This window comes from Arthrobacter sp. Cza30 (assembly GCF_059090765.1).
The window spans coordinates 791861-803152 of sequence record NZ_JBNHGA010000002.1; the positions used below are offsets into that span (position 1 = coordinate 791861).

11 protein-coding genes and 1 tRNA gene are annotated in these 11292 nt (G+C 67.1%); 4 read left to right on the forward strand and 8 right to left on the reverse strand.

Annotated elements, in window-relative coordinates:
• Nucleotides 1-6 precede the first annotated feature (6 nt).
• Genes AC5RVZ_RS08960 through AC5RVZ_RS08985 form a run of 6 tightly spaced genes read right to left on the reverse strand, consistent with a single transcriptional unit; the run spans nucleotide 7 to nucleotide 7391 of the window.
• Entirely contained in the window at nucleotides 7-1782 is a 1776-nt protein-coding gene (locus AC5RVZ_RS08960) for a protein kinase domain-containing protein (protein ID WP_494065383.1), read from the reverse strand.
• Nucleotides 1779-3227 (reverse strand): peptidoglycan D,D-transpeptidase FtsI family protein, encoded by a 1449-nt coding sequence (locus AC5RVZ_RS08965; RefSeq protein ID WP_494065384.1) that lies wholly within the window; start codon nucleotides 3225-3227, stop codon nucleotides 1779-1781. Before AC5RVZ_RS08965 ends, AC5RVZ_RS08960 begins: the two co-directional genes overlap by 4 nt.
• A complete protein-coding gene (locus AC5RVZ_RS08970) occupies nucleotides 3224-4642 on the reverse strand; it encodes an FtsW/RodA/SpoVE family cell cycle protein (protein ID WP_494065385.1) in 1419 nt (472 codons plus the stop codon). Before AC5RVZ_RS08970 ends, AC5RVZ_RS08965 begins: the two co-directional genes overlap by 4 nt.
• Nucleotides 4643-4645: 3 nt before the next feature.
• Nucleotides 4646-6175 (reverse strand): PP2C family protein-serine/threonine phosphatase, encoded by a 1530-nt coding sequence (locus AC5RVZ_RS08975; RefSeq protein ID WP_494065386.1) that lies wholly within the window; start codon nucleotides 6173-6175, stop codon nucleotides 4646-4648.
• Between the two features lie 2 nt (nucleotides 6176-6177).
• Entirely contained in the window at nucleotides 6178-6654 is a 477-nt protein-coding gene (locus tag AC5RVZ_RS08980) for an FHA domain-containing protein FhaB/FipA (protein WP_493978260.1), read from the reverse strand.
• Complete coding sequence (locus tag AC5RVZ_RS08985) at nucleotides 6654-7391, reverse strand: FHA domain-containing protein (RefSeq protein WP_494065387.1); 738 nt, start codon at nucleotides 7389-7391, stop codon at nucleotides 6654-6656. Before AC5RVZ_RS08985 ends, AC5RVZ_RS08980 begins: the two co-directional genes overlap by 1 nt.
• A 363-nt stretch (nucleotides 7392-7754) precedes the next feature.
• Here AC5RVZ_RS08985 and AC5RVZ_RS08990 point away from each other — a divergent pair.
• A tRNA-Leu gene (locus AC5RVZ_RS08990) sits at nucleotides 7755-7837 on the forward strand.
• Between the two features lie 117 nt (nucleotides 7838-7954).
• Here the strand turns inward: AC5RVZ_RS08990 and AC5RVZ_RS08995 are convergent.
• Entirely contained in the window at nucleotides 7955-8305 is a 351-nt protein-coding gene (locus tag AC5RVZ_RS08995) for a DUF5997 family protein (RefSeq protein WP_494001331.1), read from the reverse strand.
• A gap of 60 nt (nucleotides 8306-8365) precedes the next feature.
• Between AC5RVZ_RS08995 and AC5RVZ_RS09000 the strand changes: the two genes are divergently transcribed.
• From AC5RVZ_RS09000 to AC5RVZ_RS09010, 3 genes are read left to right on the forward strand one after another with little or no spacing between them, the layout of a single operon-like run.
• Nucleotides 8366-9175 carry a LysR family substrate-binding domain-containing protein gene (locus tag AC5RVZ_RS09000; protein ID WP_494065388.1) on the forward strand — a complete coding sequence of 270 codons (810 nt, stop codon included), beginning with the start codon at nucleotides 8366-8368 and terminating at the stop codon, nucleotides 9173-9175.
• 50 nt (nucleotides 9176-9225) lie between these two features.
• Complete coding sequence (locus tag AC5RVZ_RS09005; protein WP_494065389.1) at nucleotides 9226-10005, forward strand: inositol monophosphatase family protein; 780 nt, start codon at nucleotides 9226-9228, stop codon at nucleotides 10003-10005.
• A gap of 38 nt (nucleotides 10006-10043) precedes the next feature.
• Complete coding sequence (locus tag AC5RVZ_RS09010; protein WP_494065390.1) at nucleotides 10044-10841, forward strand: enoyl-CoA hydratase/isomerase family protein; 798 nt, start codon at nucleotides 10044-10046, stop codon at nucleotides 10839-10841.
• Between the two features lie 24 nt (nucleotides 10842-10865).
• Here the strand turns inward: AC5RVZ_RS09010 and AC5RVZ_RS09015 are convergent, their stop codons facing one another.
• Nucleotides 10866-11288 carry a hypothetical protein gene (locus AC5RVZ_RS09015; protein ID WP_494065391.1) on the reverse strand — a complete coding sequence of 141 codons (423 nt, stop codon included), beginning with the start codon at nucleotides 11286-11288 and terminating at the stop codon, nucleotides 10866-10868.
• Between the last annotated feature and the right edge of the window lie 4 nt (nucleotides 11289-11292).

Below are 11292 nucleotides of genomic sequence, written 5' to 3' on the forward strand. Positions count from 1 at the left end.
ATCCGGTCACGGCTTACCGCCGCGCGTGTCGGGAGCGGAGGTCGGCAGGCCCTTGGCATCCGGCGAGCCCGTCTCTGTCGGCGGCGCCGGAGTTTCCTCTTCTTCAGGCCCGCTGGAGACAACGTAGCTGACGGTGGACCCGACCGGAACGTCACCGCCGTCGGGAGACAGGCTGAGCACGGTGCCGGCCTCTTCATCGCTCGGCTGCGCGCCGGATTTCTGCGGAACCAGGTTCAGTCCGATCAGGGCCTCGCGGACCCGCTGCTCGGACTGCCCGGCCAGACCGTTGGGAATGGTGACAGTCCCGGGGCCGGTGGAGTAGGTGACGGTGATCGCTTCGCCAACGACGACGGCGCCGGTCGGTGCGATGTCGATGACGGTATTCTCGGCTTCGCCGCTTTCCACCGGGTCGGGAACCACCTGGTAGCCCATGTTTTCGAGCTCGGCCCGGACGTCGCTGAAGGGCCGGCCTAAAAATGCATTCGCCGTCAGCTGGTTGGTCTCCGGCGTTGCCGTTTCGCTCGGTTCCTCGGTCTCTTCTTCGGTTGGCGTGGCGGAGGTGGTCTTCGTCGCCGGCTTGGTGGTCGAGCTCGATGCGGACGACGACGACTCTGTACCGCCGGTGGGGGTCAGCATGGGCAGCAGGATCGCACCGGCCACTGCGAACAGAACCAACAGGATCAAACCGACCAACGGCCAGGTCCAGGGACTGCGTTTTTTCTGCTGGCGGCGCGGGGCTTCTTCAGGCTCATCGCTGTCCAGATCCTGATCGGTCCAGTCCCGTTCGGCGCCGAGGCCCGCTGCGGCTGCTGCACCGCCGACGGCGGGCAGCTGGGAGGTCCCGGCGCTGACGGCGCGGGTCGGAGCGGTTCCGGGGGCGGGGACCGGAGCAGTCATCAAACCGGTGCTGTCGTCCCCACCGAACAGCAACATCCCTGGGACAGCTGCCTCGGCGGCACGGATATTGCCGGCACGGATGGCGTCGGCCGCCTCGGCGAGCTTTTCCGCGTTGGCCGGCCGGTCGGCCGGGTCCTTGGCCAGCATGGACATCAGCAGAGCGCGTACCGGCCGGGGCAGGGACTCGGGCAGCGGCGGGGGAGTGTCGTTGACCTGGGCCAAGGCAATGGCAATCTGCGATTCACCGGAGAACGGCCGGGAACCGGAAAGGCACTCGTAGCCGATGACGCCGAGCGAATAGATGTCGCTCTGTCCGGTGGCAGTCTGTCCCGTCGCCTGCTCCGGCGCCAGATACTGGGCGGTGCCCATGACCTGCCCGGTCGCGGTCAGCGGGACCTGGTCGGCCAGCCGCGCAATGCCGAAGTCGGTGATCTTGACCCGGCCCTCGGGCGTGATCAGCAGGTTTCCGGGCTTGACGTCGCGATGCACCAGGCCCTGGGCATGGGCGACGGCCAGAGCCTTGGCGGTCTGGGTGATGATGGACAGCGTCCGGTCGGGCGAGAGCACGCGCTCGCGCTCGATGATGGCCGAGAGCGGATGCCCGGGCACGAGTTCCATCACGAGGTAGGCGGATCCGGCCTCTTCGCCGTAATCAAAGACATTGGCAATACCGGTGTGGTTCAGCAGCGCGGTGTGCCGGGCCTCTGCGCGGAAGCGGTTGAGGAAGCCCGGGTCGCCCGTGTACTCCTCTTTGAGGACCTTGATGGCGACGATGCGGCCGAGGACCTGGTCCTGCGCCTTCCAGACCTCACCCATGCCGCCGATGGCGATACGTTCAGTGAGCTGGTACCTGCCGCCTAAGGTGATACCCGAGGTAGGTCTCACTTATTTAACACCGCCTCTAGGAGTTGCCGAGCACTTGGACTTGAGAGTGAAGAACCGGTCGTTACATCGACGTCCTCGAAGACGACGGATACGACGGCCTGGGGGTCATCCGCCGGTGCGAATCCGGTGAACCACGAGTTGTTGCCTGCTTCGCCGGCCAGCAGTTCTGCCGTGCCGGTCTTGCCGGCCACCTCGACGCCCGGAATGGCGGCCCCGCCGCCGATGCCCCTGCTGACCACATTGACCATCCAGTCCTGAATCAGCCGGGCGTTGTCTGCGGAAAGGGAACGTTGCAGTTCCTGGGGTTCGGGGCTGTCCATGACGCGCAGGTCGGGCGCGCGCACGGTGCGCACGAGGTTCGGCTTCATCAGGACGCCGTCGTTGGCGATCGCACTGGTCATCATGGCCACCTGCAGGGGGGTCACGCGGACGTCGTACTGGCCGATGGCCGACTGGGCGAGCAGGTCATCGCTCATGCCGGTCGGGAACTGGCTCGCGGTGACGTGGGTGGGGATCTGGTAGGACTCGCCGAATCCGAACTTGGCGGCCTGCTCCGCAATGGCGTCTTCCCCCAGGTCCATGGCGATCTGTGCGAAGGGCGTGTTGCAGGATTGCTCCAGGGCAAAGGAGAAGCCGACGGTGGTCCGCGCCGCACAGCCGCCGTTGACGTAGTTCGGCAGCTCAACGTTGGTGCCGGGAAGCGGCAGCGTCGGAGGATTGTCGAGCTTGCTGTCGGCGTCGTACTGGCCGGATTCCAAGGCCGCAGCCGTCACCGCGAGCTTGAACACGGAGCCCGGAGCCAACAGGCTCTCGGTGGCGGGGTTGGTGAACGGAGACAGGCCCGGCACCTTCTCCAGTTCGGCCATGTTCTGCGTGACCTCTTCGGTGTTGTGCCCCGCCAGGTCATTCGGATCGAAGCTGGGCTTGGAGACCATCGCGAGGATGTTGCCGGTGTCCGGTTCCATCACCACGATCGAGCCCTTCACGCCGTCGGGAATCAGGTCCCAGGCCAACTGCTGCAGCTCGGCGTCCAAGGTCAGCTCCACCGAGGCGCCCTCGACCTGGCCGCCGGAGAACATCTGCACGATCTGTTCGTAGAAAAACTCGTCGCCGGAACCGGAGAGCTGATCGTTCATCGCCGACTCCATCTGGGTGGAGCCGTATACCAACGAGTAGAAACCGGTGATCGGCGCGTACAGCGCGGGCTCGTTGTAGACGCGCTGATAGGCGAACTCGTCGTCCGAGGGAACCGATTCGGCGATCGGCTCGCCTCCCACCAGGATGGCGCCCCGGTTCTTGTCGAAGTCTTTGTAGATGGTCCGGCTGTTCCACGGGTTGGCATTGAGGTTTTCGGCCTCGAAGAATTGCACGACCGTGAGCGATCCAAACAGCAGCGCGAACATCGCGATGGCGACGATCCAGGTATTGCGGATGGCCTGGTTCATGGTTGGATCACCTCCGTGGATCCGGTGTTCCGTGCTTCGGTCTGGTTGCGTCGCGCCGGCCGGTCACCCGGCGGACGCCGGCCGGCGGCCGGGCCGGTCAGGGCAGGCCGGCGCGCGGCGTCGGAAATCAGCAGCAGCAGGGCGACGATCAGCCAGTTGGCCAGGAGGGAAGAGCCGCCGGCAGCCAGGAAGGGTGTGGTCAGGCCGGTCAGCGGAATCAGGCGGGTGACGCCCCCGATCACCACGAAGCACTGCAGCGCCAGGGTGAAGGAGAGTCCCGTGGCCAGGAGCTTGCCGAAGGCGTCCCGGCTGCCCAGCGCCGCCCGGATGCCGCGGCTGACCAGGAGGATGTAGAGCATCACGATGGCGCTGAGTCCGATGAGCCCCAACTCCTCGCCGAGTGCGGCGATGATCATGTCGCTGTTCGCGTAGGTCACCAGGTCCGGCCGGCCCTGCCCGAGCCCGGTGCCGGTGAGCGCGCCGCTGGCCAGGCCGAACAGCCCCTGGACGATCTGGTGGCTGCCGCCGATCCGGTTGTAAACCTCGGGGTCGAACGCGTTGATCCACCCGTCGATACGTGCGGTGACGTGCGGGAACAGCCGGAAAGCCACCACGCCGCCCACGGCGATCATGAGCAGGCCGATCAGGACCCAGCTGACGCGGCTGGTGGCCACATAGATCATGGCCATGAACAGGCCAAAGAACAGGATCGAGGAACCCAAATCGCGCTGGAAGACCAAGACGCCGATGCTGACCAGCCAGGCCACCACCATGGGCCCCATGTCCTGCCAGCGGGGCAGCTGCAGCGGGCCGATCTTCTTGCCCGCGAGCAGGATGAGGTCGCGGTTCGTCGATAAATACCCGGCGAAGAATATAGCGAGGGTGATCTTCGCGATTTCGCCCGGCTGGAAGGTGGCGAACCCCAAGCTCACCCAAATCCGGGCGCCGTTGATTTCCATTCCGATGAACGGCAGCAGCGGAAGGATGAGCAGGATGGCGCTGGTGATCAACGATATGTAGGTGAAGCGGCGCAGGACGCGGTGGTCGGGCAGCAGCCAGATGACGGCGACCACGGCGGCGATGGCAACGCCGGTCCACAGGAGCTGGCGCCCCGCGGCGGAGTCGTTGTTGGCAATGTCCAGCCGGTGGATCATCGCCAGCCCCACCCCGTTCAGGGCGGTCACGATCGGAAGTATTACCGGGTCGGCATATTTGGCGCGCAGGCGCAGGACCACGTGTACCACGAGGACCAGCACCACCAGGGTGCCGCCCTGGGTGAAGAAGTCGCTGTCGAAGGCCCGGTCCTGGTCGAGCCCTACCAGCATGTTGGCTCCGATGCCGACGATCAAGGCCAGCACGAGCAGGAGCAGTTCGGTGTTGCGCCGGGAACGCGGCACTGTCTGGATGTTACTCATGGCTTATCCACCTACACATTCCGGCGGCACGCTGGGCTGGGGGCTGGCAACGGGCCCCGGCGTCGCCCCCGGCGAGCCGCTGGGCCGGTCCGTCGGAACGGCACTGGGGCTGGGTTCGGGTTCCGGACAGTTCCGCTGGCTGCTGATCCGCAACTGTTCAACGATCTCCTCGGCATGCCCGAGGTCGCGTGCGGAGATGCTGGAATCCAGCCGCTGTTGTTGGTAGGCGGGCAGGCTTTCCAGCGGGATGTTGTAGACCGTGTCCACGTGGGAAAGCGCGATCGGCCCGAAGTTCTGGGAGACGCCGTTGAAGATGGCCACCCGTCCGTCCGCCGAACCCACGAAGTACTGGGTCTGCGTCCACAGGTAGCCAAACCACATGACCGCCACCAGCAGCAACGACATGACGGTCAGGAACGCCGGGATCAGCCAGGGCTTGCGGGCCGGGGCCGCGGTCTCGTTCTCGGGTGTTTCCGGTTCGTCCGGGGCCTTGTGGGTCAGCATTGCGGCCGCCCGGCGCTTGTTGGAGTGGGCCGTGACGATGGGGATCTGTCCGGTCTCGGTGGCCAATGCCGCGGCGCCCACCAGCACATGCGGGCGGGTCTCCAGCTCGCGGCGGATGGCGTCGGCGCGGATCGCCTCGTGCGGCTGAAGCTGTTCGTCGTCGGCGCCCGCTGCCGCCTGTGCCCCGGGAGAGGCTCCGTCGGCGGGCATTGCCGCGACAGGGGAGGCGGCGCCGTCGTGCTTTAAGGCCGATGCCTTCGGTCGTTTCGGGGCGAGGCCGAGGGAGGCGGTGTCAGCCGCCTCCGGCGCCGCTTCGGCGACCTCGATCATCACGATGGTCACGTTGTCCGGGGAACCGCCGTCAAGCGTTAGCTCCACGAGCTGATCGACGGCGTCCTGCAGCGTGGGCGCGTTGCGCACCACGGATTCCACCACACTGTCCGGCACGACGGCGTTGAGCCCATCGGAGCAGAGCAGCCATTTTTCCCCCGGCTCGGCCTGATGGCTGGCCAGGTCGAGTTCGGGACTGGCATCGACGTCGCCCAAGACGCGCATCAGCACGTTGCGGTGCGGGTGGATTTCGGCTTCCGCGGGAAGGAGCCGCCCTTCGTCGATGAGCCGCTGGACGAAAGTGTGGTCGACGCTGATCTGCTCGAAGACGCCGTTTTTCAGCCGGTAGGCACGGGAATCGCCGATATGGGCGAATTCGAGCCTGTCGTCATGCAGCAGCACGGCGGTGACGGTGGTGCCCATGCCCGCCAGTTTGGGACTGGTCTGCACCAGCTCCGAAAGGATGGAATTGGCGGTCTGGATCTCGTCGGCCAGCACGTTGGCCGGGTCCTGATGGCCCGAGCGGTCCAGGTGGACCAGGTCCAGCACCGTGGACGCCGAGGCCACGTCACCGCCGGCATGGCCGCCCATGCCGTCGGCCACCACGGCAAGATAACGCCCGGCGTAGGCGGAATCGTCGTTTTTGGACCGTGCCTTACCCACGTCAGACCGCGCCGCATAGCGCAGAACCAGAGCCACCGTCAGGGCCTCAACTCAATGACCGTCTTGCCGATCCGGATGGGAACGCCGGGATCAACGGGCAGCGCCCGCGTCAGCTGGTTCTCCGCCAGGTAGGTGCCGTTGGTGGAGCCGAGGTCCTCGATGAACCAGCGGCTGCCCTGCGGAAAGAGGCGGGCGTGCCGGCCGGAGGCGTAATCGTCCTCCAGCACCAGCGTTGCTTCCTGGGCCCGGCCCAACAGGATGGGGCTCGCGGCCAGTTCCAGCGAGTGACCCGCCAGCGGCCCTTCCGTGACCACCAGGCGGCGCGGAGCCACCCGGGGTGCCGGAGCGTCCGCCAGGTCGGGATTCTTCCGGACTTCGCGCGCGGTGGGGGATCCGGTGCGGCTGCGCTTGCCGATCTGCAGGTCCCGCCGCAGTGCGGAGACGATGCTGATGATCATGATCCAGAGGAGGATCAGGAAACCGAACCGCAGCGCGGTGACGACAAGCTCGCCCATTAGGCCCCGCCGCCCCGTGTCGGCAGCAGGCGGAAGGTAATGCGGGTGCGGCCCATCGTGATGACGGAGCCGTCGGTGAGGTCAATCCGGCCGTCGATCTTCTGGCCATTGACATAGCTGCCGTTGGTGGAACCGAGATCCACGGCCACGGCGGACCCGCCTTCGGTGCGAATCTCCAGATGGCGCCGCGAGACCCCGGTGTCGTCCACCATGATGTCGGCCTCGGAGGAGCGTCCGAGCACGATCGATGGCGCGTTGAGCGAGTAGCGCTGCCCGTTGATTTCCAGCACGGGCGTCAGCAGAGTGGGCTGGCGTGACGGCGCCGCGGGGGCACTGCGCTGCGTGGGCTGCGGCTGGTGGCCGTCGGACTTGACGACGGTGGCCTCGACTTCGAAGTCGCCGCCCTTGAGTGCGTCGTCCTTGGTGAAGGAAACACGCACCGGGCCCTGCAGGGTGTACTTCTGGCTGTTGACGTGGCGGATGACCACGTCGCACAGTTCTTCGGCCAGGGTAGCGCCCCATTGTTCAGCCATGGCGTAGTCGGAATCGCCCAGCCTGACGTCGAAGACGTTGGGAGCCAAGGTGCGGCCCTGGGCCAAGGTGATGGAACCGTTGTCCAGTTCGCGGCGCAGGCGGCTTGCGATCTCCACCGGCTGCACTTGGCCCTTGCCGCCGACAGAGAAGGCGCCGCGGACCATCTTTTCGATGCCGCGCTCCATACTGTCCAGAATGCCCATCGGGCCGCCTCCTCCCAGAGTTGTGGTCAGGTCTGCCCCCGCTGCGACAGCGGACAGGGCACACCTGTCTGGCGATTCTTCCCTTCGATACTACTTGGGCGTGTCCCAAAAGGCCCCATTCGGCAGCGATCGCCGCTGGCGCGGCGGCGCCGAGGCGTGGTGAAGCTCACCCTCACGGAATCACGACGGCGGGGCGTGCGGCCCGCGGCGCAGGCCCTCCGATCCCCGTCACTGCGCGGTATCCGGGGGGTCCGGCGCCCCGATTGGGAATTTGGGACTGTTTCACGCTACTATTGATCTCGCTGTTCTTGAGGAAAGCGGACCGGGAAACCGGATGGCTCGCCAAGAGGGCAGGCGAAATGCGCGCGAGTGGCGGAACGGCAGACGCGCTGGCTTCAGGTGCCAGTGTCCGAAAGGGCGTGGGGGTTCAAATCCCCCCTCGCGCACGCAGAGCAAGAGCCCCGGTCTTCGGACCGGGGCTCTTGGCGTTAACGGATACCGGCCCTCTCGCAACCCCTTGATCAGCGGGGGAGGAGGGGGCCGGTGCGCTTGGCGCCTGCTGATCAGCCTTGCTTGCCGGCGGCCTTCACGCGCTGCTCCTCGGCGCGCACGGCGGCGAACGAGGCACGTTCCGCCACCAGCCATTCCGGCGGATCCTGCAGCAACGCGGTGATTTCCGCCGTCGTCAGCGGCTCCGTGATGCCGCCGCGTGCCAGGCCGGAGATGGAGACGTTGAGTTTACGGGCTACCTCCGGCCGCGGATGCGGACCGTTGCGGCGCAGCTCCGCCAGCCATTCCGGCGGATCCGATTGCAGCTGATTGAATTCCTCCCGCGAGATCAGGCTGTCCTGGAACTCCTGCGGGGCCGCGGGCAGGTAGATGCCCAGTTTCTTGGCGGCCGTGGCCGGTTTCATGGACTGTGCCGATTTCGCGCTCATAAGTCCAGCCTAGCCGCCCTGCGCTACGGTGATGAAGTGCAGGATGCAGACCAGGAGCCGACGACCACGGCCCAGTTGGCCGGACTGAAGGTCGGCTATGTCCCGGGCGTGACACCGGGGAAGTGGACCCGCCGATGGGCGGAGCGGCTGCCCGACGTCCCGCTGACCGCCTTCCAATGCGGCGAGGAGGAGCAGACGGCCATCCTGCGCGACGGCCGGGCCGACCTGAGCTTCGTCCGGCTGCCGGTGGACCGCGAGGGCCTGAGCGTCATCCCGCTGTATGCCGAACTGCCCGTGGTGGTCGCGCCGAAGGAACACGATGTGGCCCTCTACGACGAGGAAGTCCCGTACCGGGAGATTGCGCACGAGAACTTCCTGGACCCCGGGGAAATGGGCGGCGCCAAGACCGGCATCGAGGTGGTGGCGTCCGGGGCGGGACTGATGATCCTGCCCATGTCCGTGGCCCGGCTCTACAACCGCAAGGACGTGGTGTACCGCACGGTCACCGATCACCCCGAGACGCAGATCGGCCTCGCGTGGCTGACCGACCGGACCGAGGCCGCCATCGAGGAGTTCATCGGGATTGTCCGCGGCCGCACGGCGCGCAGTTCGCGCCAGCCCTCGGTGCAGGAACAACAGGGCAAGGGCAAGACCCGCAAGACCACGGCGAAGAACGACGGCGGAGCCCCCGGCGCGGGGAAGGGCGCCGCCGCGGGAAAGGGCTCCGCATCGGGGCGGACGCCGGCATCCGGCAAGGGCGCGAACAAGCCGTCCGGCCAGGGCAAAGGCAGGCCGGGCGGCGGCCGCACGCCGAAGGGCCGCGGGCCGCGGCGGGGCCGCCGGTAGCAACTGCCCCCGCATGCCGTGTTCGCCGCGCCGTTGGCTAGGCTTCAGATATGACCGTGAGCAGCCCTGACCATCTAAACGACACCGAACTCGCGGCCTGGCTGGTGCGCGCCGCCGGAACGCTGGCCAACGGCATGCGGTCGGGGGTGACCACGTTCGAGGAGAAGACGAGCATCTCCGACGTGGTCACCGCCGCCGACCACGCCGCGGAGAAACTGGTCGTTGACACCCTGCGCGAGCTGCGGCCGGAGGACGCGATCCTGGGCGAGGAAGGCTCCAGCCACGAGGGGACCTCGGGCCGGACCTGGGTCATCGACCCGGTGGACGGCACCTACAACTTCTTCACCGGCGGGCACTACTGGTGCTCCGCGCTGGCGCTGACGGATGGGGCGGGGAGCCGGCTGGGGGCGGTCTACCACCCCGCCGAGGACGTCCTGTGGATCGGCGGACGCGACCTGCCCACCACCCGGAACGGCTTGCGCGTGGGCGAAATCGCCAGCGCTCCCTTGGCGTCCAGCTGCGCGGCGGCGTACCTGCATCACACGTATTTGCGCGACGACGCCGCGGGCGAGCCGTACCTGCGCACCCTGCTCGGTTCGGCCACCTACCGTACCTGGGGGTCGGCATCGTGTGAACTGGCGGCAACCTCCGCCGGGATTTTCGGCGTCTGGTACCAACAAGGGCTGCCGGACTGGGACTGGCTTCCGGGCAAGACCCTGGTCGAAGCGGCCGGAGGTTCCACCGCCGTCCTGGAGGTCGACGGCTACCGCTGGTCGGTGGCCGGGGGACACCGGCAGGTGGCCGACGTGGTCGCCCTGCTGGGGGGATGACACATCCGGTCTGGGGCCCGGCGTGGCATAGTGGGGCTGTGGAAAAGACCTACGAAACGATTCAGCTTGAATGCCTCGGCGAATTGGCCACCATCGTCATCAACCGCCCCGAGTCGCTCAACTCCCTGAACACCCAGGTCGTGGCAGACCTGGCGCAGTTCGCCGCGGACATCCGTTCGCCGGAAGGCCGGGAAGTGCGCAGCATCCTGATCACGGGTGCCGGCGGGAAGGCCTTCGCCGCCGGAGCCGACATCCGGGAACTGGCCTCCATGGGGCCGGCCGAAGCGGAAGCACACAGTGCGGCCATGCAGGACCTGACCCGGTTGCTGGAGACCCTGGACCTTCCGGTGATCGCCTGCGTCAACGGGTTTGCGCTGGGCGGAGGCTTGGAATTGGCGTTGGCCTGCGATTTCATCTACGCGACGGCCAACGCGAAGTTCGGCTTGCCGGAAGTCGGCCTGGGCCTCATTCCGGGCTTCGGCGGGACGGTCCGGCTGCCGCAGCGGGTGGGCCCCGGAATGGCCAGGGAACTGATTTTCACGGGCCGCAGCATCGGCGCCGAGGAAGCCCTGCGGATCGGGCTGGCCAACGCCGTCTTCGCCAGCAAAGACGACATGCTCGACGCCGCCGCCGCCACCTGCCGGGAGATCTCCGCCAAGTCCCCCGCCGCCGTGGCAAATGCGAAACGAACGGTCGATGCGGCGCTGGGCCGTCCCACCGCCGACGGGCTGCAGGTGGAGCGCCGGGCCTTCGGGCAGGCCTTCACCACTGAAGACTCGCGCATCGGCCGGGATGCCTTCCTGGCCAAGGAGGCGCCCGCCTTCACCGGGCACTAAAGGCGGGCGCGGGCAGGGAATTGATCAGCGACGGCGGTGCCACGCCGGATCGTACTGGGTGGCCAGCCGCGCGAGGGTCAGTCCCGCCAGCAGCAGGCCGACGTCACGCAGTGCCACGTCGTAGAACCCTGACAGCGTCAGCAGGTTGACGATGATGCCTGCCAGCCAGAGGGAAACGATGTTGGCGCCGTACCGCGGCTTGAACCAGACGACCAAACCCGCGGCTATTTCCACCACGCCGACGATCAGCATGGCGGTGTGGGCGCTGAAGGGCAGCAGGTTAACGACCCAAGGGGCCAAATACTGTTCCCAATCAGTGAGCAGATTGAAGAACTTGTCCAGCCCCATCAAAATCGGCAGGACGGTGAAGCCCAGCCTGAGCATCCAGAAAGCACCGTAGGCGGGCTCGGTCCGGACCCGTTGCAGCGCAGGAGTGGTGGTTGCCATGGGA

Excerpts from the sequence above, each read along its gene's own strand:
- AC5RVZ_RS08980 (WP_493978260.1), bottom strand. The coding sequence starts at position 6,654 with ATGGGCGAGCTTGTCGTCACCGCGCTGCGGTTCGGTTTCCTGATCCTC.
- AC5RVZ_RS08970 (WP_494065385.1), bottom strand. The coding sequence starts at position 4,642 with ATGAGTAACATCCAGACAGTGCCGCGTTCCCGGCGCAACACCGAACTG.
- AC5RVZ_RS09005 (WP_494065389.1), top strand. The coding sequence starts at position 9,226 with ATGACCGTGAGCAGCCCTGACCATCTAAACGACACCGAACTCGCGGCC.
- AC5RVZ_RS08995 (WP_494001331.1), bottom strand. The coding sequence starts at position 8,305 with ATGAAACCGGCCACGGCCGCCAAGAAACTGGGCATCTACCTGCCCGCG.
- AC5RVZ_RS09015 (WP_494065391.1), bottom strand. The coding sequence starts at position 11,288 with ATGGCAACCACCACTCCTGCGCTGCAACGGGTCCGGACCGAGCCCGCC.
- AC5RVZ_RS08985 (WP_494065387.1), bottom strand. The coding sequence starts at position 7,391 with ATGGGCATTCTGGACAGTATGGAGCGCGGCATCGAAAAGATGGTCCGC.
- AC5RVZ_RS08965 (WP_494065384.1), bottom strand. The coding sequence starts at position 3,227 with ATGAACCAGGCCATCCGCAATACCTGGATCGTCGCCATCGCGATGTTC.